The sequence below is a fragment of the Sphingomonas sp. BGYR3 genome, from assembly GCF_025153455.1.
Classification (GTDB): Bacteria; Pseudomonadota; Alphaproteobacteria; order Sphingomonadales; family Sphingomonadaceae; genus Sphingomonas.
The window spans coordinates 64,654-90,095 of sequence record NZ_JANZNT010000002.1; the positions used below are offsets into that span (position 1 = coordinate 64,654).

Here is a 25,442-nt window from a genome sequence, read left to right on the forward strand (position 1 = left end):
GGCGTCGATGAGCCGGAAGAGTCGGTTCGACCCCCGTTTTCCCGATATCGGTCAGCACCGGGCGGGGCGGCGGCGGCGTGCGACGCTGTGGGCGCGGCTGGGCGTGCTGGCGGTGCTGCTGCTGATCCTGATCGCGCTGCGCTTTCCGCTGGGCTGGTATGCGGAGAATTGGCGGGAGGTAGCCAGCGGGCAGCGCGCCTATTTCGCGCTGTGCACCGATGGCGGCGGCACCAATTGCGTCGTGGACGGCGATACGATCTGGATGGGGGGCGTGAAAATCCGGCTGGCGGATATCGATGCGCCGGAGACGCATCCGCCAAGATGCGCGCAGGAGGCGGCGCTGGGCGAGCGTGCGACGCTGCGGCTGCAGGAACTGCTGAACGCAGGGGCGGTCACGGTGCAGGCGGGCAAGCGCGATGCGGACCGCAATGGGCGCAAGCTGCGGCGGCTGGTGGTCGGCGGGCAGTCGGTGGGCGACGTGCTGATCCGCGAGGGGCTGGCCCGGCCGAACAATGGCGAGGCACGACGCCCCTGGTGCTGAGCCGAAGTTGTCAGGTCGGCTGACAGTTTTGACACAAACGGGGTGGTTTGTGGGAATAGCCACCGCCGTCCCCCGCGGCTGACAACCGGCGCGACGGAGCCGTGCAGGGGGCAGGAGAGGATGAGCGGGCATGCCGCCGTCCTGCCATTTTCCGGTTGCTGTAGGACAGCAAAGATCGATGGCGTTTGCCCGCCCCTAACGTGCGGAGACGATGCGCGGCAGTGAACGGATCGGGGTCACCGTGATGTTGCGCAGATATGTTTCGGCACCTTCGGACTGGAACTGGATGCGGCCCCGGTTGAGCGGCCGGCGATTGCCGTCCGCATCCACCGTCGCCAGATCGCGCACCGCCATCACCGGTACCCCGTTCACGACATGGACGGCACGGTCGCCCAGCACATAGAGGTCGAGCACATTCCACTGGCCGACCGGCCTTTCCCGATCGCTATGCCCCTCGACATTCCAGGCAGCGGTGTTGCCGATCACGTCAATGTCGCGGCCACCCGGCATGAAGCGCCGGTGCGGATAAATGATCGATGGATCATAGCCGACGGTGGTGCGCGCCTTTACGCCCGCGCCGACCGGCACGATCATGCCGGTCGAGCCCTTCATGACCTCGAACTCCGCCGATCGTGCCCATGTCCCCCACACGGCACCCTGCGGACCGTAGCTGTGATAGAGCAGGCCGTTATTCTGCGGATCGGTAAGGCGCGGGGCATAGGTTTTGTCGCCCCATTTGAACTCCATGCGCAAATGATAGTCGGCGAAATCGGCCGAATGGAGCAGGCTTCCCCATGTCTCGCCCTTGATCCAGATCGCTGGCGCGCCATCGACCATGCGGACACCGAAATGCTGCCCGGCGTTTTGCGGCACACCGATCGGCCTGTCCTGCGCACCCGGGCTGTAGGTGACGGACGGATCGGGATAGCCGAGCCATGGCGACCAGCCGGACAGATCGCGGCCGTTGAACAGGTTGATCGCAGCACCGGCGGGGGCGGGGATGTCGGCAAGGGTCAGCTTTGCCGCCCGGAAGGCGGGATCCCCGGCGATCGCCGCGCGCTGATCGGCGGTCATGGCAGGCGGCGCATCCGTTGATGTGCAGGCGGGCAGGGCGAGGGGGAGAACCGCCGCGATGACGCCGCACGTCGCGGCCTGATTGAACGGCATCCTGTCCCTCCATCCTATCGGATGATCTCATTGGCCGGAATTGACAGCGCTGACAAGGCTGGGGTCGGGCCAGTTGTGCATGGTCTGGCGAGTGGTGCGCTGGAGATAGCCAGGCTTTTTCAGGCAGCCGACAGGATATTGCACAGTGGCACAGGGCCGGATCGATGCAGCCCCGACCTCGTCTGGCGAGAAATGACAGATTGCGAGCCGGCCGGGCAGCAGTCCGAATGCTCAGGCTTTGCAGGGTGCCGATGGGCGGGGTGGTGGCCCCGCCCAAGCAGCGTTCGGATTACTCCGCCGCGACGCCTGCGGCTGCGAACATGTCGCCGCTTTCGCCCGGATCTTCGTTGGCGACGGGCGGCTTGACCTTCTGGCGCTTGTCGAAGCTCGACCAGACATCGTTCCAGTTGCCGCGGGTCGCGCCCTTTGAATATTCGGTCGCGCGCTGTTCGAAGAAATTGGCGTGCTCGACGCCGTTCAAGAGCGGGGCGAGCCAGGGCAGGGGATGTTCGTCGATCAGATAGATCGGCTTCATGCCCAGCTGGCCCAGGCGCCAGTCGGCGATGTAGCGGATATACTTCTTGATCTCCTTGGGCGTCATGCCGTTGACCGGGCCCTGTTCAAAGGCGAGGTCGATGAACGCATCCTCCAGCCGCACCGTCGTCTGGCACATGTCCATGATGTCGTCCTTGACCGACTTGGTCAGGCAGTCGCGCTCCTTCACGAAAGCGTGGAAGAGGTGGACGATCCCCTCGCAATGCAGGCTTTCGTCGCGGACCGACCAGCTGACGATCTGACCCATGCCCTTCATCTTGTTGAAGCGCGGGAAGTTCATCAGCATGGCGAAGGAGGCGAAAAGCTGAAGCCCCTCGGTAAAGCCGCCGAACATCGCCAGCGTCTTGGCAATATCCTCGTCATTGTCGACGCCGAACTTCTGCAGATAGTCGTGCTTGTCCTTCATCTCGGCATATTCGAGGAACATGCCATATTCGCTTTCGGGCATGCCGATGGTGTCGAGCAGGTGCGAATAGGCGGCGATGTGCACCGTTTCCATGTTGGAAAAGGCGGCGAGCATCATCTTGATCTCGGTCGGCTTGAACACGCGGCCGTATTTGTCGTGATAGCAATCCTGCACCTCGACATCGGCCTGCGTGAAGAAGCGGAAAATCTGAGTCAGCAGGTTACGCTCATGATCGGTCAGCTTTTGCGCCCAGTCGCGGCAATCCTCGCCCAGCGGCACTTCCTCCGGCATCCAGTGGATCTGCTGCTGACGCTTCCAGAACTCATAGGCCCAGGGATATTCGAACGGCTTGTAGGTCTTGCGGGCTTCGAGAAGGGACATGGAATTGCTCCGGAACTTATTAATTCAGATAACCAACGGCGACCAGGATAAGGCCCACCACGATTTCGGTGACGCCGATCGCCCTGAAGAAGGCGATCGGCAGGGGTTGTCGACCCGCCACCGCCGGACGGGCGGCCAGCTTTGGCCCAAGCAGAAAGGCAAGCCCGGCGCCGAGGACGGCCAGCACCGCGCCGACCAGAATGAGTGGATGGATGGTCATGCGACGGCCACCATGACGGCAAAGCCGGTGAGCGCGATGCCGAGCATCAACGCCATGGTGCCGGCGATGAACTGACCATAGCGCGCGGGTGCGCCGGCCGCACGGCGGGCGCGGACCAACAGGGCGATACCGGCGATCCCCGACAGCCCGGCCACACCGGCCTGAATGGCGAGCGCGCGGGTCATCGTGGATCATTCTCGATCACGGTGCCGCGCCGGGCGGGGACGGTGCGGGTGCGATAGATCACCTTTGTCCCGCCGCGGGCACCGACGCCGAACACGCAGATGCCCAGGAAATAGCCGAAATCATACCAGCCGCCATTGTTCGGCACGGCATAGATAGCGACATCGGGCAGGAACAGCGAGGCGACCCAGGCGACCGGAAAGATGAAGCCGTGCCACACGCCCAGCAGAATGCCGGGCGCATCCGGCTGAACCGCCGTATCCACCTGCCGCGCACAGGCGGCGAGGGTGAGGAGCAGGGCGAGGGTGGCGAGATTGCGGGCGTTACGCTTCACATCCCCTCTCCCGCCGGGAGAGGGAGGCCATGCTGCCCGGTCCCTCTCCCCTTGTGGGAGAGGGGGGGAGCCGCGAAGCGGCGGAAGGGTGAGGGGTTGGTCATGGGACTAGCCCCTCGTCCGGCGGTGAAGATGAGCGGCGATGGTTGCGAGCACGCCATCTATGTTGCCGAGCACATCGTGGTTCCAGAAACGGATCACGCGATAGCCCTCCTGTTCGATGAACAGGGTTCTGGCGGCATCGGCCCGGGGCGCTTCGCCATGCTGACCGCCATCCACTTCGACAACCAGACGATGCGAATGAGAGCAGAAGTCAGCGAAATAGGGGCCGAGCGGCACCTGGCGGCGGAACCCGGCAGCGGGCAGCGATTGGCGGAGTGCGGCCCAGAGCCTGCGTTCGGCGTCAGTAGCATTGCGGCGAAGCGCGCGGGCGCGGTGAACCGGGCCTGTGGCAGCACCCCTCACCTTCCCACGCGGCCGTGCCGCGCGGGCCCCTTCCTCTCCCACAAGGGGAGAGGAGGAAGTATGGTCGAGGCGCGCTGCTTGCATCACCTCAGCGCTTTTTGAGCTTGTCAGGTGCCTGCGTCAGCACAGCGCCGCCAAGTGATTTAATCTCGGTTTTGCTCAGACTGCCCGGATCACGAAGCGCCTTGGAGGCAATCTTCGCCGTCCGTGCTGACGATTTTTCGTTCGCTGCCATTTCTCATCACCTCACTGACACGCCAGGCATTCGTCGTAGTCGGTGGTTTCGCCCAGATCGAATTTCGGCTTTTCGATCGTGTTGTCCGCCTCTACGCCGCCGGCGAAACCGGCGCGCTGCACCGATTTGGAGCGGAGATAGTAGAGCGACTTGATGCCCAGTTCCCAGGCGCGGAAGTGGAGCATGAGCAGATCCCATTTTTCCACGTCCGCCGGGATGAACAGGTTGAGCGACTGTGCCTGATCGATGAACGGCGCGCGGTCGCCCGCCAGTTCGAGGATCCACCGCTGGTCGATCTCGAAGCTGGTCTTGAACACGTCCTTTTCCTCTGACGAGAGGAAGTCGAGATGCTGGACCGAGCCGCCGCGCTCAAGGATCGAGGACCAGACGCCTTCGCTGTTCTTGGATTTTTCGATCAGCAGCTTTTCCAGATAGGGATTGCGGACCGAGAAGCTGCCCGACAGCGTCTTGTGCGTGTAGATATTGGCCGGAATGGGTTCGATGCAGGCCGAGGTGCCGCCGCAGATGATGCTGATCGACGCGGTGGGCGCAATCGCCATCTTGCACGAAAACCGCTCCATCACGCCCATGTCGGCCGCGTCGGGGCAGGGGCCGCGCTCGACCGCCAGGTTCATCGACGCTTCGTTCACCTGAGCATTGACGTGCTTGAAGATGCGCAGGTTCCACATCTTGGCCATCGCCCCTTCCATCGGCAGGCCGCGGGCCTGGAGGAAGGAGTGGAAGCCCATGACGCCAAGGCCGACCGAGCGTTCGCGGCTGGCCGAATAGCGGGCGCGGGCCATTTCATCGGGCGCGCGCTCGATATAGTCGGTGAGAACGTTGTCGAGGAACCGCATCACGTCCTCGATGAACCGCTTGTCGCCTTCCCACTCGTCCCAGGTTTCGAGGTTGAGCGAGGAGAGGCAGCACACCGCCGTGCGATCGTTGCCAAGGTGATCGCGGCCCGTGGGCAGCGTGATTTCGGCGCACAGGTTCGACGTCGTAACCTTTAGCCCCAGATCGCGGTGATGCTTGGGCATCGTGCGGTTCACATGATCGCTGAACACGATGTACGGCTCGCCCGTGGCAAGGCGGGTTTCAACCAGCTTCTGGAACAGGCCGCGCGCATCGACCTTGCCGCGCACGCTGCCGTCCTTGGGCGATTTCAGTTCCCATTCGGCGCCGTCACGCACCGCTTCCATGAACGCGTCGGGGATCAGCACGCCATGGTGCAGGTTCAGCGCCTTGCGGTTGAAATCGCCCGAGGGTTTACGGATTTCGAGGAACTCCTCGATCTCCGGATGGCTGATGTCGAGATAGCAGGCGGCCGAGCCGCGGCGCAGCGACCCCTGGCTGATGGCGAGCGTCAGGCTGTCCATCACGCGGACGAAGGGGATGATGCCGCTGGTCTTGCCATTCAGGCCGACGGGCTCGCCAATGCCGCGCACCGTGCCCCAATAGGTGCCGATGCCGCCGCCGCGCGAGGCGAGCCATACATTCTCGTTCCAGGTGGCGACGATCCCTTCCAGGCTGTCGGGCACGGAGTTCAGATAGCAGCTGATCGGCAGGCCGCGGCCGGTGCCGCCATTGGACAGCACGGGGGTGGCGGGCATGAACCACAGGCGCGAGATATAGTCGTAGAGCCGCTGGGCGTGGGCGGCATCGTCGGCATAGGCGGAGGCGACGCGGACGAACAGGTCCTGATAGCTTTCGCCCGGCAGCAGATAGCGGTCCTTGAGCGTTTCCTTGCCGAAATCGGTCAGCAGCGCATCGCGCGAATGATCGACCTCCAGCGCATAGGGGCGCGGGTCGACCCGCGTCGATTCACTTGCGGCCGCAGCCGGTTCCAGGGTGGCGGTTTCTGTCATTTCGGTTTCCTGAGTATCCCTGAAATCCATTGCCTGCCCCATCATAATCCAGCGGTTCGTCCGACTCGGGCAGCGAGGGCCGATGCTATCACCGATCGCCGCGCACGAGAACAAAAAGTGATCAACCTGACCCGTCACTGCGCGAGCATGGCCGGTCCGCAAGATAACCCTGCGGTTCCGAAAATACCAGTGCTTGGGCTTGCCCCCACAAGCGACCACTACAGATTGTGGCTATTCGCGCTTCGAAGCAAGTCGGTAAATGACCTTTTAGGGACTCAATTCGTCGCTAAAAAGACTCGGGTCATGGACTGGCCCGACGACAGGGGCGGCGCGACGCGCGGACCTTCCTTGGCTTTTCGATGGGGCAAGGGAACGGGGCGGGAACGAAAAATATTTTGATGTGGACGGGGCCGTGGACGGATCGGCCCATACCTCCAACGACCATGGCCGCCCCTGCCGGAACAGGGACGGCCATGGCTATGGGCAGGTCCGGTTTTCCCCCCGTTAGAAGCGGCCGGTCAGCTGTACGCCATAGAAGCGGGGTTCGGCGGGAATGAAGGTGGGGATGCCGAACGCGCCGCCGGTATTGCCGGCGTCGAGCAGATAATCCTCGTCGCTGAGGTTGCGGCCGAACACCGCGATCTCGTACCGGTCGTCGGCAAAGCTGATCCCGGCGCGCGCGTTGAACAGGGTGACGCCCGGCTGGCTGATCAGCGGATTGTTCGGCACTTCGAAAAAGATCTGCGAACGATAGGTGACGGTGGGCGTGGCAAAGACGCGGACATCGCCGATGCGCGCGTCGATGGTAAAGCCGCCCGCTGCCTGAACCTCTGGCTGAAGGCGGAAGCGTGCGCCCGAAAAGGCCGGGGTCAGCGCCGAGCTTTCCTCGATCTTGGCATCGATATAGGCGCCGTTGCCGAACACCGTCAGCCAGTCGGTCGCCCGCAGCTGCACCTCTGCCTCCACCCCGAAATTGCTGGCATTGCCCGCGCTGCGGGTGCGGGTGATACCGTCGGGGTCGACGACGCTGACCTGAAAGCCCTTATATTGCTGATAATAGACGCCAAGGGTGCCGGACAGCGGGCCGAACGCGCCCTTGATCCCGCCTTCGTAATTCCAGACGGTTTCCTCATCGATGATCGACAGGGCGCGTTCCGGGCCGAGCGCGCCGTTGCGGGCGCCGACCTGAACCACCGGGGACCGGCGGCCCTGCGAGATGGTGGCATAGAGGTTCACATCGTCGCTGGCGCGCAGCAGCACATTTAAGCGCGGCAGGACGGCGGCGAAATTGCCCTCTGCCTCGAACGTCTGGCCGCGGGTATCGACCTGTCCGGGGACGAGCGAGACGCGGAAGCTGGGCACGGCGGCGAGCAGCGGCGGGATCTGCGTCAGCAGCTGCGGCCGCGGGGCCGATGCGAAGAAGCCGGATTGCCGTTCCTCGATCAGGAAGCGGACCCCGGCGGTCAACTCGACCCAGGAAGCGGGGATCAGCGTGCCGTCAAAGAACATCGAATAGCTGGCATTGCGGCCCTGATTTTCAAAGACCGAGCGATAGGGCACGGCGGTCAGCGCGCCGCCGGTGACGAGCGCGGTGACCCGCGTCGATACCGGGTTGCCGGCCGCATCGACACAGCCAAGCCCCGGCACCAGCGCGCGCGTCAGACACTGGGCAAACACCCCTTCCTCACCGGAAAAGGGCACGTTCTGAAAACTGTCCTCAAGGAAATAGTTGAAGCCGAACGAGCCGCGGAACAGGTCGCTTTGATAGGCGAAGCGGGTTTCCTGATTGACCTGCCACCCCTTGGCCAGTTCCGCAAATTCAAGGAACGGCGCGGCGGAACCGTCGGCATCGAACACTTCGAGGCTGTCGAACCTGCGATAGCCATTGACCAGGGTCAGCGTCCAATCGTCGGCGATTTCCCAGGCGAGCGTCAGATTGGCGTCATAGACTTCGCGGTTGAGGCCCAGCTTTTCCGCACCAAGATCGGCCTCGGATCGCGGCGAGCCGCCCAGCCATGCCGCGCCGAACGGATTGCCGGGCGCCAGCGCGCGCGAGATGAACGGCGTGCCCGAATTGCGCTGCTGATCATAGGTGAGAATGAGGTCGGCAGTGAAGCGATCGGTGGGCGTGAAGCGCAACGAGCCGCGCACGCCAAGCTGATCCTGTGCATAGAGGTCATCCTGGTTCGGGGCGAGATTTTCGACATAGCCGTCCCGCTGCTTCACCTCGAACGCTACGCGGCCGGCGATCACGTCATTGCCGGCATTGACGAAGCCGGCCACGCGCCAGGCGTTGAAATTGCCGTAGCTGCCCGACAGTTCGCCGGAAAAGCCGGGACGCGGCCGGGCGGAAATCATGCTGATCGCGCCGATGGTGGACGCGGTGCCGAACAGCGTCGCCTGCGGTCCCTTCACCACCTCGACCCGCTCAAGGTCATAGACCGCCTGATAGGAACCGCGCGAGCGGGAGATGTCGACGCCATTGTAATAGAGCGAGACGCGCGGCCCCTGCTGCGCCGAGCCGCTGTCCGAGGTGATGCCCCGGATGACGATGCCGGGGTTGTTCGCGCTCTGCTCCTGCACGTTGAGGCCGGGGACATAGTTGGACAGCTCGTCCAGATCCTGCACGCCAAGCTCGCGCATCCGCTCGCCCGAATTGGCCGAAATGGTGATCGGCACATCGACCAGCCGCTGATCGGTCTTTTGCGCCGACACGATGATATCGGTGTCGTTCGTCGCGGTTTCGTCGGTCGGCTGCGGATCGGCCATCGGCTGGGCGAGCGCGGCGGAGGCAGTGGTGACGAGCAGCTTCGCAAGCGCGACGCGGGCAAGGCGATGACCCATTGATTGATTCCCCGTTCGATGATTTGTTCGGTGTGCATCGCCCCTGCGCGACCAACATTGCGCCGCAGCGAAGGGGCGATGACGAAATCATTGCAGCAGGGCGATTGCGGGGGGCGGAAAGCGACCCTAGCCTGTCACAAATCATCGATTCGGGGGTTTTCATGCGTGTTTCAATCGTCGCTGCCGCCTTGTCCCTTGCCGCCATGCCGATCGCTGCACATGCGCAATCGGCGGACATCGTGCTGAAGGAACTGCCCCCGACCGCGCTGAAGGTCGGGGAAAAGAGCATCGAGGAATTGCAGGCGATGCTGGCCACGGGCGAACTGACCAGCGAACAGCTGGTTCAGGGGTATCTGGAGCGCATCCGCATGATGGACCGCGCCGGGCCAAGCCTGCGCAGCGTGATTGCCATCAATCCCAAGGCGCTGGAACAGGCCAAAAAGGCCGACCGCGACCGGCGGCTGCGCATCGCGCGCGGGCCGCTATTCGGCATCCCCGTGCTGATCAAGGACAATATCGAAACGGCCGAAAATGCGACCACGGCGGGCAGCCTGGCGCTGAAGGACAATGTCACCGGGCGCGACGCGCCGCTGGTCGCCCGGCTGCGCGCGGCGGGCGCCATCATTCTGGGCAAGACCAACCTGTCCGAATGGGCGAACATCCGCGACAATGATTCGATGAGCGGATGGAGCGCGGTCGGCGGGCTGGTGCGCAACCCCTATGCGCTCGACCGCACCGCCTGTGGTTCGTCGAGCGGCACCGGATCGGCCATCGCCGCCAGCCTGGGCGCGGTGGGCGTGGGCACCGAAACCGACGGGTCGGTGGTTTGCCCCAGCAGCATCAACGGCCTGGTCGGCCTGAAGCCCACGCTGGGCGCGATCAGCCGTACCCATGTCGTCCCGATCAGCCACAGCCAGGATACGCCGGGGCCGATGGCGCGCAGCGTCAAGGATGCCGCCGCGCTGTTTTCCGGCATGATCGGCACCGATCCGGCCGATGCCGCGACGAAAGAGGCGGATGCGAAGCGCGAGGCGCTGACCCCCGACTGGACCAAGGCCAGCCTGAAGGGCGTGAAGCTGGCCGTCCTTCGCCCGCAGATGGGCGCGGCGCTGGCGGCGCAGTTCGACGCGCAGCTGGCGGTGCTGAAGGCGCAGGGCGCGGAGCTGATCCCCGTCGAGCGGCCGGCGACCGAGGGACTGGGCGAGGCGGAGTTCAACGTCCTGTTGATGGAGCTGAAAAGCGACCTTGCCGCCTATCTGGCGACGACGCCGGACAGCGTGAAGATCCGCACGCTGGCGGACGCGATTGCGTTCAACAAGGCGAATGCCGACACCGAACTGCGCTACTTCGCGCAATCCACGTTCGAGGCGGCGGAAGCGACCGGCGGGACGGCCGACCCCAAATATGCCGAGGCGCGGGCCAAGTCGCTGAAACTGGCCAGCGAGGCGGTCGACGCCATGCTGGCCAAGGCCGGGGCGGCAGCGATCGTGACGCCTAGCTATGGCATGGCCTGGCTGTCCGACCCGGTTTATGGCGACCAGTTCAACGGTCCGAGCGCAAGCCAGCTGCCCGCCGTGTCGGGCTATCCCCACCTGACCGTGCCCATGGGCCTCGTTAAGGGCCTGCCCGCCGGGCTGTCGTTCATCGGTGCCAAGTGGACCGACGCACGGCTGCTGGAGCTGGGTTATGCCTATGAACAGGCGTCGAAGGCGCGGGTGGCGCCGACCTATCCGGCGACGGTAACGCAGGGCGGCGGGCTGGACGGGGTGCGCTGACGCGCCACCCGCCCGGTCAGTCTTGTCCGGTCAGCCTTGTCCGGTCAGCGCGCCGCCGTCACCGGCTCCATTGCAGGGTTGCCCCCTCTGGCGTCAGCGCGTGCAGGCGCCGGAGGATGGTGTAATTGGCAACCGCAACGCCGATCATCTCCCCCACTTCCTCGACAAACAGCACCAGCTGGCCGGTCGCGGTGTAGAAGATACCGACACCGTACAGGTGAAGGATCGCCATTTCGACGATTTCCATACCGATCGCGCTGGCGACGAAGATGCCGCCGGCCAGCGCCAGGCCGGATTTGATGCCAGGCGGCAGGCTGAGCCAGAAGTGAAAGAAATAGAGGCCCGTGACCAGCGTGAACGCCGCATAGGCCGCGACCCAGTTGTAGCTGTGTTCGCTTCCCTCGATCGAGCCGAGGGAGATCAGCGAAAACATCTCGTGCACCTGTGCCGCCTCGTCGATCGCCATGAAGACGAGGGCGATCGCGACGCCCAGCCAGCCGCGCCGCCAGACGGGCCGGGTTTCAAGGCGGCTGACAATGCCGGCAAGGATGGCGGCCATGATCATCGCAAGGGCGGCGATGGTGGTGGGAATATTGCTTTCCTGCACCAGGCTGAACTGACGATGCAGGCCGAGCAGCCGCATATGTCCGGCGGCCGCCGCGGCAATGACCGCGATATGGGCCGACGCGAGGATCGCGATGACCAGCAGGTGCCAACGCAGGATCTGTTTTGGCTGAGCCAAGGTCATGTTCTGTGCGCCTCTCCGGCGACAGAAACGCACAGAATGTCATGCTGAACAAGCGTTCGCGCAGTGCGAGGACGATCAAGGCCCGTTCGGACAGGGCACGGCGGTGGGCTTGCGTCGATCATCGGCGCGCGATCAATTGCCCCATTGCAGAGTCATCCCGTCGGGGGTCAGCGCATGGAGACGCCGGGCCACTGTGTAGTTGATGATGGCAACGCCGACCATTTCGCCGACTTCCTCGACGAACAGCTGAAACTGGCCCGCCCACTGATAATATAGCTCGACGCCATAGGTGCGCAGCAGCAGCGCCTCGACGATTTCGAGGCCGACGGCGCTGGTCACGAAAATGCCGCCGCCAAGGGCGAGGCCGGATTTGATCCCGGGCGGCAGGCTGAGCCAGAAATTGATAAAATAGACACCGGCGGCGAACAGGATCAGCAGATAGATGGCGACCCAGTTCTGCGTCTGATCCCGGCCGGTCAGCCATGCCAGCGAGATGGTGGAAAACAACTCGTGCACCTGTGCCGCCTCGTCCAGCCCCATGAAGAACAGGCAGAGCGACGCGCCCAGCCAGCCGCGCCGCCATGCGGGCCGGGCCTCCAGTCGGCTGACCAGCATTGCCCCAACGCCGCCCAGAACCAGCGCCCCGGCCGCGATGGTGGTGACGATGTTGCTTTCCTCGCTCAGGTTGAACTGGCGGCTCAGCCCGTACAGGTTCATGTGCCCGGCCGCGGCGGCGATGATGACCAGCGTGTGCACGGTCGCAATCACGCCAATGACGATCAGGTGCCAGCGCAGGATGCGCTTCGGCTCGGCCAAGGTCATGCCGGTTTCTCCCCCCGCCCGCATGAGTGCACAGTTTCATGGTCGTAACAAGATTGATGCGGCGGGGACGGGGAGCATCTGTCCCATCGGTGCACGCATGGCACCCGCCGCCCGGCCGTGCGTTAGGGGCGCATGGGAAAGCCGCACAAGCGAAAGAAGACCGAGGATGGTCGGACGCTGCACGCCATCGAGCGGGCCGATCTGGCCATCGCCCATGCGGTCGCCGTGGACGGCGAGACGCGCGCGGGACAGGCGATCCGTTGGTTCGCCGAGGTGGGGGATCAGCCGCCCCTGACCGCGATCGCGCTGTTCACGCTGACCGCCGGGATGGTCGGCCGGGATGGGCGGATGACCCGGGCGGGGGTCCATATGCTGGCGGCGCATGGCCTGGCGACGGGGATCAAGACGCTGGCCAAGAACCGGATCGACCGGACACGGCCGAACGACGCGCTGGACGGCAAGGGATATCGGCTGAAGCCGGGACGCAGCAAGCAGGGGCCGAAACGGTCGATGCCGTCAGGGCATAGCGCGGGGCTGGCCGCGGTGGCGGTTGCATCGGCCAGCCATTATCCGGCGGCGGCGCCAGCCATCGCGGCGGCGGCGGGCACGGTGATGGCGGCGCAGCTGCCCAGCCGGAACCATTATGCCAGCGACGTGATCGTCGGCGGCATGATCGGCATCGTCAGCGCGGTCGCCACCGAGGCGCTGATCGATTGGGCCGAACGGCGCGCGAAGCGGGTTGCACCCGGCGATTAAAGCGATGCGAAGTCGATGGCGGCGTGCCGGTCGAGAGTCCGGGACTGGTCGGGCAGGGGGTATTTGAGGCCGGTGGCGCAGTTGAACAGGAGGGCGGTTTCGCCGTCCTTTACCCATCCCTCGGCCCGCGCCTGTCGCCATGCGGCGAGCGTTGCGCCCCCTTCCGGACACAGCAGCAGGCCGTCGGTGCGGGCGGCATCGTCCACCGCCTGAGCCAGCGCGGCGTCGCTGACCGCCATGGCGCGGCCGCCGCTTTCCCGCACCGCGTCGAGGATCAGGAAATCGCCCACCGCCTGCGGCACGCGAATGCCCGCGGCGATGGTGTGCGCATCCTCCCATCGGGTTGCGTGGCGTTCGCCCTGTTCCCAGGCGCGGACCATCGGCGCGCAGCCCTCTGCCTGAACCGCGACCATGCGGGGCAGCTTTTCGCCGATCCAGCCCAGCGCCTGAAGCTCGGCAAACGCCTTCCACATCCCGATCAGGCCGGTGCCCCCGCCGGTGGGATAGAAGATGACATCGGGCAGGTGCCAGCCGAACTGTTCGGCCAGTTCCAGGCCCATCGTCTTCTTGCCCTCGATCCGGTAGGGTTCCTTGAGCGTCGACAGGTCGAACCAGCCCTGCGTGGCTGCGCCCTCGCGCACCAGCTTGCCGCAATCGTCGATCAGGCCGTTGACGCGATAAACGCGCGCGCCCTGTGCCGCGATTTCGCGGACGTTGATTTCGGGCGTGTCGTCGGGACAGAAGATGATCGCTTCCATCCCCGCCTGGGCCGCATAGGCGGCGGCGGCCGCGCCGGCATTGCCGTTGGTCGGCATGGCGATGGCCGTGACGCCAAGTTCGCGCGCCATGCTGATCGCCATGACGAGGCCGCGCGCCTTGAACGATCCGGTGGGCAGCCGCCCTTCATCCTTGACCAGCAGCGTGCCGGGCGCAGCGCCAGCGGCGGCCCCCACCTGATCCAGCGGGATGATCGGCGTGTCGATTTCGCCCAGGCTGACGATGCTTTCCGCCCGGCGGACGGGCAGCAGTTCGCGCCAGCGCCACAGGTCGCGCGGGCGCGCGGCCAGCGCCGCCGGGTCGATCGCCGCGCCGACCCCGGCCAGGTCGTAGCGGACCAGCAGCGGCCGGCCGGCGGCGGACAGGCCGTGCAGGCGATCCGCCTCGTACCGCTCTCCGGTCAGTCCGCATTCGAGATGCGTGACAAAGCTCGGCCGGTCGGCCGTCAGATTTTCATTCACGGGCAGGGTCACTGCTTTTCGCGCTCCAGCAATTCTTTGCGGACATGGATTGACCGGAGCGACAGGCGCACCTCGATCAGGAACAGGATCAGCCCGGCGGTGAGCAGGATCATCGCCAGGATGAAGGCGATCGCGATGGCGGAGCCGATATGCAGGTCGCCAAGCTGTGCCGCGAACAGCATGGCGACGACCATCGAAATCAGGACGGCACAGGCGACGCACAGGCCAAGGGCGGAATTGATGACCGATATCCGCTGGTCGAGGATGCGCAGTTCCCAGACATGGCGGTCATGTTCCGGCCCGGTGGAGCGCGGGTGCAGTTCCTCAAGCTTTCGCACGCGATCGACGATCCGCGCCAGCCGCCCGGCCAGGACGTTGAGGATGGCCCCCAGCCCGGCCAGCAGAAAGACCGGCGCTATCGCAGCCTGAATGGTCTGGGCGATCGTCGCGATCATCGGGCCTTGGAACATCATGGTCATCGTTATTTCAGGGGCGGCACGGTTGAGGCAACCGGTTTCTACGGGTTGGTAAGAAAGATGCGTTATCGACCGGCTGGCATGAACCAGCCAATGCGCCCTGCCGATTTCCAGCCGATTGGCCCGACGCACGATGTGCGGGTTGAACCGGGCGTATCCGCGGCGCTGGACGCGGTGGCGGCAGCCGCGCCGCACAGCCACCGGTTCCTGCGCCGGGCATGGTTTCAAGCGGCGCTGGATGCCTATGGCGGGACCGCGCTGACGCTGGTGGTCGGGGAGGCCGGCCGTCCGGTGCTGGCGATGCCGCTGGTCCCCGTCGGCAATCCGATGGCGGCGCGGGCGGGCATGATGCAGGTGCCGGGATGCTATTGGCCGTTTCGCAGCGTGCCGGTGGACACGGCGTGCGATGTGGCCGGGGCGGCATCGGCGCTGTTGAATGCGGCGCGTGCGGAGGCGCGGGCGATCCGGCTGGGGCCGGTCTATGACGGCGATCCGGCGCTGGAGGCATTGCGTCAGGGCGCGGCGGCCAGCGGATGGGCAGCGATTTCGCGGCCGGTGGCGACCAGTTTCGTGCTGGATATCGCCGCGCGCCAGACCGAGGGAGCGTGGCCGCGCACGTCGACGCTGAAGAAAAACCGGTTCCACGAAAAGCATCTGGGCGCGCATGGCGCTCTGGAATGGTCGTTCGTCAGCGGCGGCGACTGGACGGCGGCGCGGTTCGACGCGCTGGCCGAGGTGGAGCGGGCAAGCTGGATCGCATCGCGCACCGATGGGTCGGATGCCAAGTTCACCGAGGACGGGCATGGCGCATTCTGGCGGGCGGCGGCGGCCGATCCGGTGATTGCGGGCATGATGTGGGCGGCGATGCTGCACATCGATGGCAAGCCGATGGCCTTTTCCTTCGATCTGAATGCCGGCGCGCTGAAATATGCGATCGCCAACAGTTACGATCCCGCGGTTGCGAAGCACTCGCCGGGCAAGCTGCTCTATTACCGCAATCTGGTGCGCGCGATCGAGGACGGGATCACGCTGGTCGACTGGGGCGCTGGCGATAGCGGGTACAAGGGCGTGATCGGGGCAGAGGCCGGGCCGGCGATCCGCGACTGGCTGTTCGTGCGGCCCGGCGTCAGCGCGGCGGCCGCGCGGGCGCTGGCCGGGCTGTGGCGGCGCAGCGGCAACCGCGACCAGTAAACCAGGCGGAGTTTAGCGGGCAGCGACCTTTGGCGGTGCGCCGGCGGCACTGACCCGCCAGATGACGTTGCCGACATCGTCCGCGACCAGCAGCGCGCCTGTGGCATCGGCGATCACGCCGACCGGCCGGCCCATCGCCTGACCATCCGCATCCAGAAAGCCCGACAGCACATCGACCGGCTTGGCACCCTTGACCGGATAGCCGTTGCTGCCGAACGGTACGAACACGACCTTGTACCCCGACACGGGCACGCGGTTCCACGATCCGTGCTGGCCGACAAACGCGCCGTTGGCGAACCGCTGGCCGAGCCGGGTGTCGGCGGCGAAGCTGAGGCCGAGCGAGGCGGTGTGCGGGCCAAGCGCGTAATCGGGCCGGGCGCTGTATTCCAGCATGTCGCGGCGGCGCGGTTCGACGCGGCGATCCTCATATCCGCCCCAATAGGACCAGGGCCAGCCATAGAATTTGCCGAAGCCGACGCGCGCCATGTAATCGGGCGGCAGATCGGAACCGAGCATGTCGCGTTCGTTGACCACGGTCCACACCGCGTTGCTGGCCGGTTCGATGGCCAGGCCGACGGGATTGCGCAGGCCGCCGGCATAGATGCGGAACGTCTTTCGATCCGGGAATACCTCAAGGATCGCGGCGCGGTTGCGCTCGATCTCAAGCCCCTTTTCCGCGATGTTCGAGGTGGAGCCGACCGCGACCAGCAGCGACCCCGACCCATCGGGATTGGCGATGACATTGCGCGTCCAGTGATTGCCGCCCGCGGGCAGATCGACGACCTTTTCCGCAGGGCCGTCGATCCGGGTCGCCCCGGCGGTGTAGCGAAAGCGGACCAGCGCGTCGTTGTTGGCGACATAGAACCAGTCGCCGACAAGCTGCATTCCGAACGGGCTGTTGAGGCCGGTGATGAACGGCGTCTTCAGGTCGACGCGGCCATCGCCGTCGCTGTCCCGCAACAGGGTGATGCGGTTGGCGGAGGGCACGGCTGCGCCTGCGCGCTTCATCAGCACGCCCATCACCATGTTTTCGATCGAAAAGCCCTTGGAGTCCTCGGCTGCCGGGGGCGCGGCGGTTTCGGCGACCAGCATGTCGCCATTGGGCAGGCGATAGAGCCAGCGCGGATGATCCAGCCCCGCGGCATAGCGTTCCACCTTCAGCCCCGGCGCGGCGACCGGCATCGCGCCATCGGGCCAGCCGACCGCCTTTGCCACGCGAACCGTGGGGATCGTCTGGCTGCGCGGCGGGGTGATCCGGGGCTGGGTGCCCATCACATCGGCCAGCGCGAGCCGCGCCGTGTCGGGCCACAGGACCCAGGTGGCGGCGCCGATGCCGGCAACGGCAATCAGCCCCAGGGGAAGAAGCGCTTTTCTGAACTTGGCCATGGCGTTGCAGATAGGACAGCCGCACGCCATGGCCAAGGCCCGGCGGGCGATGATCGGGCGGTTATTCGTCCGCCAGCGCCTCGACCGTTTCCAGCGGGGGATGAAGGCGCAGGCGCGTCACCCGCCGCTGATCGGCCTCCACCACCTCAAGACACCATCCGCTGTCGTGGATCACCCGTTCGCCCGGATGGGGCACATGGCCGGCCAGGACGATGGCAAGCCCGCCCAGCGTTTCCACATCCTCGTCCACCTCGGCCAGGCGCGCATCGACGCGCTCGCCCACATCCTCCAGCTCGGCACGGCCATCGGCTTCCCACGCGCCATCATCGATGGGGATCAACAGCTCGGTCGGCGCCTCGTCATGCTCGTCCTCGATCTCGCCGACGATTTCCTCGACCAGATCCTCGATCGTCACCAGCCCCTCGGTCCCGGTATATTCGTCGAGCACGATGGCAAGGTGCGTGTGGCTGGACTGCATCCGGGCGAGCAGGTCGAGCACGCCCATGGATTGCGGCACGTAAAGCGGCTGGCGGATCAGGCCCTTGATCGTGTCGGGCCGGGGCGCGGTGCCCGCCAGGATGCCGAACACATCCTTCATGTGCACCATGCCGATCACCGCATCCAGATTGTCGCGATAAACGGGCAGGCGGCTGTGCCGCGCCTCGGCAAACAGGGCGACGACCTGATCGAAGGGGGTGTTTTCCTCGACCGCCGTCATGTCCGCGCGCGGCACGCCGACATCGCCGGCATCGCGCTCGCCGAAATGAAGGAGGTTGCGCAGCATCTGCCGTTCGATGGGGGCCAGATCGCCGGCCAGCGGGGCTTCGTCCTCCGCCTCATGCTCGACAATCGCCGCCTCGATCCGGGTGCGCAGCGTTTCGGAATGTTCGTTGCCGAACAGCAGGGCGCGCAGGCCCCGCCAGATACTTCCGCCGTCGCCGGTGTCGCCTTGCTGGCTGGACGTGCTGCTACTGGGGCCCTCTGGCATGGTGGTCGTCAATCCTCGCGAACGGGGTAGGGATCGTGCAGGCCGAGCGCGGCAAGCGCATCGCGCTCGATCGCTTCCATGGCCTCCGCTTCCGCGTCCCCCAGATGATCATAGCCCAATAAATGCAGGCAACCATGAACGATCAAGTGGCTTGCGTGATCCTGAAGCGAAATTTCCCGCTCCGCCGCCTCTGCCGCGCAGACGCCGTGCGCGAGGACGATGTCGCCCAGCAGCACTTCGCCATCGTCGCTGTTCTGCGTGACCGTGTCGAGCAGATCGGGCTGGATCATCGGAAAGGACAGGACGTTGGTCGGCTTGTCCTTTTGCCGATAGTCGCGGTTGAGCGCGTGCACCTCGTCATCGCTGGTCAGGCGGATGGCCAGTTCGACCATCTGCGGCGCGCCACGCCAATCGGCATAGGGCGTGCGCGTGATCGCCGCATCGACCGCACGAACGGCCAGCGTTTCCCAATCGCCCTGAGGCCAGGGTTCCTCGACAATGACGGCGCTATCCAGCATCCTGGCCCTCATACTTCTCGACGATGCGGCCGACAATCGGGTGTCGGACGACATCGCCGATGCCGAAGCGGACCATGGACAGGCCCTCCACGCCCTCAAGCCGGTCGACCGCATCGTTGAGGCCGGAGGCGCGGGTGCCGCCGGGAAGGTCGGTCTGATTGGGGTCGCCGCACACCACCATGCGGCTGTTCTGGCCGAACCGCGTCAGGAACATCTTCATCTGCATCGGCGTCGTGTTCTGCGCCTCGTCCAGGATGACGAAGGCGTCGGCAAGGGTGCGGCCGCGCATGAAGGCGATGGGCGCAATCTCGATCTCGCCGCTCGCGATGCGCCGTTCGACCTGTTCCGCCGGCAGGCAGTCGTTGAGCGCGTCATAGAGCGGGCGCAGATAGGGATCGACCTTGTCCTTCATGTCGCCGGGCAGAAAGCCCAGCTTTTCACCCGCCTCCACCGCCGGGCGGGACAGGATCAGGCGCTGCACGCTGCCGGTGATCAGCTGGCTGACCGCCTGTGCCACCGCGATATAGGTCTTGCCGGTGCCCGCCGGGCCAAGCGCGAAGATGATGTCGTTGCGGGTCAGCTCGCGCATGTAATGCGCCTGGGTCAGGCTGCGCGGAACAATGGTCTTCTTGCGCGTGCGGATCATGATCGGCGGTGCGCCGTCCATATCCTGACGAATGATGCCGTTCAGCGTCGGCTGGTTCGACATGGCGATGACGGCTTCGATCAGGCCGGTGTCCACCGCCTCGCCCCGGATGACGCGGGCCTGCAGTTCCAGCAGCACCTCGCGCGCCTGAGCCACCGAATCGGCCGTCCCCTCGATCCCCACCCGGTCGCCGCGCGCGGTGATATAGACGCCCAGCCGCTCCTCCAGCGCCAGAAGGTTGGCATCGAATTCGCCGAACAGGCGGGGCAGCAACTGGGGCCGGTCGAACACGACCTCGACACGGCTGCGTTCACCGGGCTGGGCTGGGACGGGCTTTCTGCTCATGCGGTCCTTTCAACGGATGAAGCGGCGGATTGGATGCACGGGGCGACAGGCCGGCAGCGAACGGGCGCGCGATCACCGGGATGGCGGGGAGAGGGGACCGCAAGGGAGCGGAGTCGCTTCATGCGCCGACGAATGTGGCAGAAGGCGCGCCCGCTGGACAGGATTTTATTGCCCGCCCCGGCCCAACCGGCCGGGGCGGGGCAGGGCGTCAGGCCGCCTGCTTCATCGAGGCGATGTCGATGACGAAGCGGTATTTGACGTCGCTTTTCACCATGCGATCATAGGCGGTGTTGATTTCCGCCATGTCGATCATCTCGATATCCGAGGTGAGGCCATGCTGATGACAGAAATCCAGCATCTCCTGCGTCTCTGCAATGCCGCCGATCAGCGATCCCGCCAGCGCGCGGCGGGCAAAGACCAGCGTGCCGATGTTGAGCGCCGGGTGCGGATGTTCCGGCACGCCGACCAGCACCATCGTGCCGTCCCGCTTGAGGCAGGCGAGCAGCGGATCCAGGTCGTGGCTGGCCGCGACGGTGTTGAGGATGAGGTCGAAGGTGCCGGCCTGTGCCGCCATCTGATCCGCGTCCTTCGACACGATCAGGTCGGTCGCGCCAAGCCGCAGCGCATCGTCGCGCTTGCCGGGCGAGGTCGAAAAGACGTGCACTTCGGCGCCCATCGCGGCGGCGATCTTGACGCCCATATGGCCAAGGCCGCCAAGGCCGACGATGCCCACCTTTTTCCCCGGACCGGCACCCCAGTGCTTGAGCGGCGAATAGGTGGTGATGCCGGCGCACAGCAGCGGCGCGACGGCGGCCAGATCGGCGGCGTCGTGACGGACGGTCAGCACGAAATCCTGATCGACGACGATATGGTCGGAATAACCGCCCAGGGTATGACCGCCCAGATGCTTGTCCGGACCGTTATAGGTGCCGACAAAGCCGGTGCCGGTGCAATATTGCTCTTCGCCCGCATCGCAGGACGGGCAGGTGCGGCAGCTGTCGACCATGCAGCCGACGCCCACGGTGTCGCCCACGGCGAACTTGGTCACTTCGCTGCCCACGGCGGTTACCGTGCCGACGATTTCGTGGCCCGGCACGCACGGAAAGAGCGTGCCCGCCCATTCGCCGCGCGCGGTGTGCAGATCAGAATGGCAGACGCCGCAATAGGCGATGTCGATGGCCACATCGCGCGGGCCGGGATCGCGCCGGTCAAAGGTGAAAGGGGCGAGCGGCGTCGTTGGCGCCTGCGCGGCATAGGCAAGGGTTTCGCGAGTCATAGGGGGCTCCCTTATTCATTTTTTGGATGGTTGCGGCCGCCACGCGAAGCGGCCTTGGGACGCGCATATGGGGTGGCCCGCCACGGGGAAAAGGGCGGCAGGCCGGAAAATCAGGCCGGTTCGGCTGGCCGCGGCACCAGGATCAGGGTGCGCCCCTCCACCCGCCAGGATTGCAAATCGGACAAAAAGTTCATCCCGATCACGTCGACGCGGCCCAGCGCGGGCGAAATCACGACGGGCAGGCGGGTTGCAGTGATGCCGCCCAGCGTCAGCCGGTCGATGCGGCCGGTCGCGGCCTCGACCGATCCGTTCGCGGTCTGAAGAATCACGGGCACCGGATTTTCCTCCCGCGCGATTCCGGCGGCATCGGCGGTTTCGGCGGAGATGGCGGTGATCGTCGCGCCGCTGTCGATCAGCATCCGCCGTTCCGTGCCGTTCAGGCTGACCCTGGCCCAGAAATGCCCGTCGCGCGCCATGGGGATGCGCACTTCGCGCCCCACGACCGACTGTTGTTCGATGCCCAGCCAGCGGGTGATCCCGGACAGCGTGGGATCGAACGGCGCATGGCGGATCACCAGGAACAGGCACAGCGCCATCAGGCCAAGTGTGAACAGCGCCCGGATCGCCCGCCCGATATAGGGCAGGTTGAACAGCAGGATCAGCAGCAATGCGCCGCCCAGCGCATAGAGGGCGAGCGGTTGCCATTCAGGCGTGGGCGACAGGACCATCAGGGGCGACAACCGCAAGCAAAGCGTTTCAGTTGCACCAATGTAGGGCGGGAATCGCCGCTGCCAATCGGCATCGTACCCGGTCAGGCGGCGGCGGGGGTTTCCCGTTCCACCACGCCCATCAGGCTGTTCGGCCCGGCCTCTGCGATACGGACGGTGACAATGTCGCCGATGGCATGATCGCCGGTGACGATGACCGATTGCAGCCAGGGCGATTTGCCCAGCATCTGACCCGGATATTTGCCGGTCCGTTCGATCAGCACGTCGCAGGTCCGGCCGACCGTGGCGCGGTTGAACGCGATCTGATCGCGGTTGAGCGCCGCCTGAAGCCGTTGCAGGCGATCGTCCATCACCTCGGCGGGGACCGCATCGTCCATCGTCGCGGCGGGCGTGCCGGGGCGCGGCGAATATTTGAAGCTGAAACACTGGGCATAGCCGACGGCATCGACCAGGCTGAGCGTATCGGCGAACTCTGCCTCCGTCTCGCCCGGAAAGCCGACGATGAAATCGCCGGACAGGGCGATGTCGGGCCGCACCGCGCGCACGCGGTCCAGGATGCGCAGATAGCTGTCGCGGCTGTGGCTGCGGTTCATCGCGCGCAGCACCCGGTCATTGCCCGACTGGACCGGCAGATGCAGGAACGGCATCAGTTGCGGCAGATCGCGGTGCGCGGCGATCAGGCCGTCGGTCATGTCATTGGGATGGCTGGTGGTATAGCGGATGCGGGCAAGGCCGGGGATTTCGGCCAGCGTTTCCGCCAGCTTTTCGAGGCCGCGCCCGTCCGCATCGCGCCAGGCATTGACGTTCTGACCCAGCAGCGTGATTTCGCGCGCGCCGGCACCGACCAGCGACCGCGCCTCTTCGACAATCGCGGCGAACGGCCGGCTGACCTCTGCGCCGCGGGTATAGGGGACGACGCAATAGGTGCAGAATTTGTCGCACCCCTCCTGCACCGTCAGGAACGCCGACGGGCCGACCTTTCGCCGGGCGGGCAGGGATGCGAATTTCAGTTCGGGCGGCATGTCCGTGTCGAGCGCCAGCCCCTTTTCCGCCGCGGTGCTGACCAGTTCGGGCAGGTTGTGATACGCCTGTGGCCCGACGACCACGTCCACCTTTGCCCGGCGCGCGATTTCCTCGCCCTCTGCCTGGGCGACGCAGCCAGCGACCGCGATCATCGGCTTTCGTCCGTCCTTTCGCAGGCGGCCGATTTCCGAATAGACCTTTTCCGTCGCCTTTTCGCGGATGTGGCAGGTGTTCAGAATGACCAGATCGGCCGACGCCGCATCGGTCGCGGCCAGGCCCTGTTCGGCCATCAGTTCGGCCATGCGCTCGCCGTCATAGACGTTCATCTGGCAGCCGAACGACTTGACGGCATAGGTTTTGGGCGCGGGTTTCATGATGGCCGCGCCTATAGGCGAGCCGGAGCGGGGGCGCAAATGGCAGCGGGCGGGCCGGACGCGGGCGGGCATCGGTGCGATGCGCCGCGATCAGGCATCCGGCGACGCTGGCTCCGCCTTGTACCGCACCGCCTCGACCATATGCGCGAAGGGGCGGGGGGGATGGCCGAGCAGGGTGGTCAGGCGTTCCTCAATCCGCCGGCGGCTTTCGGCGGCAATCGCCTTTCGCCCCGGCACGTCGTTGGGATCGAACGGATCGAGATAATGGACCTCGACCGGAAAGCTGCCCCGGCGGGACAGGACGCGGCGGGCATTGTTGAGGCCCCCTTCCTCCCCGATCCAGCCAATCTCCTCACCGACAGCGCCATAGAACAGCACCACCGGCTGAACCAGCACGCCGGGCGGCGGGGGTTCAAGGACGCGCAGCATCGGCGTCTTGAACGGCAGCAACGAGGCGTTGTCGGTCGTCGTCCCTTCGGGGAACACGGTGATCGACCAGTTGTCGGCCAGGGCATTGCGCAGCGTATTGATCTGATCCGCCACGCCCATCCGGTTTTCGCGCTTGACGTAAACCGTGCGGTTGAGGCCCGCGAGCCAGCCGACCATGGGCGCGGTGGCCAGTTCCGCCTTGGCCACGAACGCCGTGCCGCTTGCCCCGCCAAGCGCTAGAATGTCGATCCACGAGACATGGTTGGCGACAAAGAACACATCGCGGCGCAGCGGCGTGCCGATGGTGCGCACCCGCGCGCCGCAGACGCGTGCCACGCTGCCCAGAAAGAATTTCGGCCAGGGCGAGCCAAGCCGGAACAGCCGGAACAGATAATGCAGCGGCACGCACAGGATCAGCAGGGCGAGCAGCCCGGCAGCGCGCAGAACGATGCGCAGGCGACCGGCCGCATCGACCGGCGTCACTTCCCCGGCCAGAGCGCGGGCGCGCAGTTCGTCCGGGGCCATTGCGGTCTGGCTCACCCCTTGCGGTCGAGGGCGACGCCGTACAGCTCCATCCGATGGTCGACCAGGCGGAAGCCCAGCCGTTCCGCAATCTGTTTCTGCAGCAATTCAATTTCCGGATCGACAAATTCGATCACCCGGCCGGTTTCGACGTCGATCAGGTGATCGTGATGCGTTTCGGGGGCCGGTTCGTACCGCGCCCGGCCGTCGCCGAATTCGTGACGGTCCAGAATCCCGGCCTCTTCGAACAAGCGGACGGTGCGATAGACGGTGGCAATCGAAATGCCGCTGTCGATGGCGGATGCGCGCTCATACACCTTTTCGACATCGGGATGGTCGTCCGCTTCCGACAGCACCTTGGCGATCACGCGGCGCTGATCAGTGATGCGAAGCCCCTTTTCATGGCACAGTGTTTCCAGGTCGATCTTACGGGGCATGGCGGGAATCCTTGTCTGTTACCCCAGGGGTGTAATGCGTTGTGCCGCATGAAAAAAGGGGGGCGCACGGCACAGATCATGCCGCACGCCCCCCGTTTATTCCGCTGCGCGATCGCGGATGGATCAGCGCGCCTTGCGACGCGCGGTGCCCAGGCCGATCTTCTTGGCCAGGCTGCGGCGCTGTTCGGCATAATTCGGTGCGACCATGGGATAGTCGGCGGGCAGGTTCCACTTGGCCCGATACTGTTCGGGGGTCATCTGATAATGCGTCATCAGGTGACGCTTCAGCATCTTCAGCTTCTTTCCGTCCTCAAGGCACACGATGTAATCGGGCTTGATCGAGGCGCGGACCGAAACGGCGGGCTCCTGCTTCACTTCAGGTTCCGGCGCGACGGTGCCCAGACCGGCCAGCGCGTTGTGAACATTCTGAATGATCAGCGGCAGATCCGATACAGCGACGCTGTTGTTGCTCACATGGGCAGCAACGATGTCTGCAGTGAGTGTGACAAGCGTTTCGTTGATTTCGATAGACTGCGACATTGATGTTCCTTTCGACCCGATTGTC

At 65.5% G+C, this 25,442-nt stretch carries 27 protein-coding genes; 4 read left to right on the forward strand and 23 right to left on the reverse strand.

The window, feature by feature from the left end:
• Positions 1-7: 7 nt before the first annotated feature.
• Entirely contained in the window at positions 8-541 is a 534-nt protein-coding gene (locus NYR55_RS12080) for a thermonuclease family protein (RefSeq protein WP_260021745.1), read from the forward strand.
• A 195-nt stretch (positions 542-736) separates the two neighbouring features.
• On the opposite strand, the gene NYR55_RS12085 is transcribed toward NYR55_RS12080, so the two are convergent.
• The 9 genes from NYR55_RS12085 to NYR55_RS12125 form a co-directional block, all read right to left on the reverse strand.
• Entirely contained in the window at positions 737-1,708 is a 972-nt protein-coding gene (locus tag NYR55_RS12085) for a DUF1080 domain-containing protein (protein ID WP_260021746.1), read from the reverse strand.
• Positions 1,709-1,997: 289 nt separating this feature from the next.
• Entirely contained in the window at positions 1,998-3,050 is a 1,053-nt protein-coding gene (locus NYR55_RS12090; RefSeq protein WP_260021747.1) for a ribonucleotide-diphosphate reductase subunit beta, read from the reverse strand.
• A 19-nt stretch (positions 3,051-3,069) separates the two neighbouring features.
• Complete coding sequence (locus NYR55_RS12095) at positions 3,070-3,270, reverse strand: hypothetical protein (RefSeq protein ID WP_260021748.1); 201 nt, start codon at positions 3,268-3,270, stop codon at positions 3,070-3,072.
• Positions 3,267-3,455: a hypothetical protein gene (locus tag NYR55_RS12100; RefSeq protein WP_260021749.1), complete on the reverse strand. Its 189-nt coding sequence runs from the start codon at positions 3,453-3,455 to the stop codon at positions 3,267-3,269. Before NYR55_RS12100 ends, NYR55_RS12095 begins: the two co-directional genes overlap by 4 nt.
• Positions 3,452-3,787, reverse strand: a complete 336-nt coding sequence (locus NYR55_RS12105; RefSeq protein WP_260021751.1) for a hypothetical protein — start codon at positions 3,785-3,787, stop codon at positions 3,452-3,454. Before NYR55_RS12105 ends, NYR55_RS12100 begins: the two co-directional genes overlap by 4 nt.
• A 108-nt stretch (positions 3,788-3,895) precedes the next feature.
• Positions 3,896-4,336 carry a DUF559 domain-containing protein gene (locus tag NYR55_RS12110; protein ID WP_347709673.1) on the reverse strand — a complete coding sequence of 147 codons (441 nt, stop codon included), beginning with the start codon at positions 4,334-4,336 and terminating at the stop codon, positions 3,896-3,898.
• 4 nt (positions 4,337-4,340) lie between these two features.
• On the reverse strand, positions 4,341-4,487 hold the full coding sequence (locus NYR55_RS12115) for a hypothetical protein (protein ID WP_260021752.1): 147 nt from the start codon (positions 4,485-4,487) through the stop codon (positions 4,341-4,343).
• An 11-nt stretch (positions 4,488-4,498) separates the two neighbouring features.
• A complete protein-coding gene (locus NYR55_RS12120) occupies positions 4,499-6,385 on the reverse strand; it encodes a ribonucleoside-diphosphate reductase subunit alpha (RefSeq protein ID WP_260021753.1) in 1,887 nt (628 codons plus the stop codon).
• A 474-nt stretch (positions 6,386-6,859) separates the two neighbouring features.
• On the reverse strand, positions 6,860-9,124 hold the full coding sequence (locus NYR55_RS12125) for a TonB-dependent receptor (protein WP_260022364.1): 2,265 nt from the start codon (positions 9,122-9,124) through the stop codon (positions 6,860-6,862).
• A 236-nt stretch (positions 9,125-9,360) separates the two neighbouring features.
• On the opposite strand from NYR55_RS12125, the gene NYR55_RS12130 reads away from it, so the two are divergent.
• A complete protein-coding gene (locus tag NYR55_RS12130; RefSeq protein WP_260021754.1) occupies positions 9,361-10,974 on the forward strand; it encodes an amidase in 1,614 nt (537 codons plus the stop codon).
• A gap of 58 nt (positions 10,975-11,032) precedes the next feature.
• Here NYR55_RS12130 and NYR55_RS12135 read toward each other — a convergent pair whose 3' ends face one another.
• Together NYR55_RS12135 and NYR55_RS12140 are read right to left on the reverse strand one after the other, a co-directional pair.
• Positions 11,033-11,722, reverse strand: a complete 690-nt coding sequence (locus NYR55_RS12135; protein ID WP_260021755.1) for a hypothetical protein — start codon at positions 11,720-11,722, stop codon at positions 11,033-11,035.
• A gap of 132 nt (positions 11,723-11,854) precedes the next feature.
• Positions 11,855-12,544: a hypothetical protein gene (locus tag NYR55_RS12140; RefSeq protein WP_260021757.1), complete on the reverse strand. Its 690-nt coding sequence runs from the start codon at positions 12,542-12,544 to the stop codon at positions 11,855-11,857.
• 132 nt (positions 12,545-12,676) lie between these two features.
• Here NYR55_RS12140 and NYR55_RS12145 point away from each other — a divergent pair, with 132 nt between their 5' ends.
• Positions 12,677-13,300 (forward strand): phosphatase PAP2 family protein, encoded by a 624-nt coding sequence (locus NYR55_RS12145; RefSeq protein ID WP_260021760.1) that lies wholly within the window; start codon positions 12,677-12,679, stop codon positions 13,298-13,300.
• Here the strand turns inward: NYR55_RS12145 and NYR55_RS12150 are convergent.
• Together NYR55_RS12150 and NYR55_RS12155 are read right to left on the reverse strand one after the other, a co-directional pair.
• A complete protein-coding gene (locus NYR55_RS12150) occupies positions 13,297-14,544 on the reverse strand; it encodes a threonine synthase (protein ID WP_260022365.1) in 1,248 nt (415 codons plus the stop codon). The two genes, NYR55_RS12145 and NYR55_RS12150, sit on opposite strands and share 4 nt — an antisense overlap.
• Before the next feature lie 2 nt (positions 14,545-14,546).
• Positions 14,547-15,008 carry a DUF2721 domain-containing protein gene (locus tag NYR55_RS12155; protein WP_260022366.1) on the reverse strand — a complete coding sequence of 154 codons (462 nt, stop codon included), beginning with the start codon at positions 15,006-15,008 and terminating at the stop codon, positions 14,547-14,549.
• Between the two features lie 87 nt (positions 15,009-15,095).
• Between NYR55_RS12155 and NYR55_RS12160 the strand changes: the two genes are divergently transcribed.
• Complete coding sequence (locus tag NYR55_RS12160) at positions 15,096-16,205, forward strand: GNAT family N-acetyltransferase (protein ID WP_260021761.1); 1,110 nt, start codon at positions 15,096-15,098, stop codon at positions 16,203-16,205.
• A gap of 12 nt (positions 16,206-16,217) precedes the next feature.
• Here the strand turns inward: NYR55_RS12160 and NYR55_RS12165 are convergent, their stop codons facing one another.
• From NYR55_RS12165 to NYR55_RS12210, 10 genes are all read right to left on the reverse strand, one after another.
• On the reverse strand, positions 16,218-17,591 hold the full coding sequence (locus NYR55_RS12165; protein ID WP_260021762.1) for a sorbosone dehydrogenase family protein: 1,374 nt from the start codon (positions 17,589-17,591) through the stop codon (positions 16,218-16,220).
• Between the two features lie 61 nt (positions 17,592-17,652).
• Positions 17,653-18,579, reverse strand: a complete 927-nt coding sequence (locus NYR55_RS12170; RefSeq protein WP_260021763.1) for a hemolysin family protein — start codon at positions 18,577-18,579, stop codon at positions 17,653-17,655.
• 8 nt (positions 18,580-18,587) lie between these two features.
• Entirely contained in the window at positions 18,588-19,097 is a 510-nt protein-coding gene (gene ybeY / locus NYR55_RS12175) for an rRNA maturation RNase YbeY (RefSeq protein ID WP_260021764.1), read from the reverse strand.
• Complete coding sequence (locus NYR55_RS12180) at positions 19,087-20,088, reverse strand: PhoH family protein (protein WP_260021765.1); 1,002 nt, start codon at positions 20,086-20,088, stop codon at positions 19,087-19,089. The genes ybeY and NYR55_RS12180 overlap by 11 nt, the downstream gene beginning before the upstream one ends.
• Before the next feature lie 208 nt (positions 20,089-20,296).
• Positions 20,297-21,364, reverse strand: coding sequence for an NAD(P)-dependent alcohol dehydrogenase (locus NYR55_RS12185; RefSeq protein WP_260021766.1), 1,068 nt, complete (start codon positions 21,362-21,364; stop codon positions 20,297-20,299).
• A gap of 110 nt (positions 21,365-21,474) precedes the next feature.
• Complete coding sequence (locus NYR55_RS12190) at positions 21,475-22,092, reverse strand: retropepsin-like aspartic protease (protein WP_260021768.1); 618 nt, start codon at positions 22,090-22,092, stop codon at positions 21,475-21,477.
• An 83-nt stretch (positions 22,093-22,175) separates the two neighbouring features.
• Positions 22,176-23,504, reverse strand: a complete 1,329-nt coding sequence (miaB, locus tag NYR55_RS12195) for a tRNA (N6-isopentenyl adenosine(37)-C2)-methylthiotransferase MiaB (protein ID WP_260022367.1) — start codon at positions 23,502-23,504, stop codon at positions 22,176-22,178.
• A gap of 75 nt (positions 23,505-23,579) precedes the next feature.
• Positions 23,580-24,443: a lysophospholipid acyltransferase family protein gene (locus NYR55_RS12200; protein WP_260022368.1), complete on the reverse strand. Its 864-nt coding sequence runs from the start codon at positions 24,441-24,443 to the stop codon at positions 23,580-23,582.
• An 11-nt stretch (positions 24,444-24,454) separates the two neighbouring features.
• A complete protein-coding gene (locus NYR55_RS12205) occupies positions 24,455-24,877 on the reverse strand; it encodes a Fur family transcriptional regulator (protein WP_260021770.1) in 423 nt (140 codons plus the stop codon).
• 123 nt (positions 24,878-25,000) lie between these two features.
• On the reverse strand, positions 25,001-25,417 hold the full coding sequence (locus tag NYR55_RS12210; RefSeq protein WP_260021771.1) for a MucR family transcriptional regulator: 417 nt from the start codon (positions 25,415-25,417) through the stop codon (positions 25,001-25,003).
• Positions 25,418-25,442 lie beyond the last annotated feature (25 nt).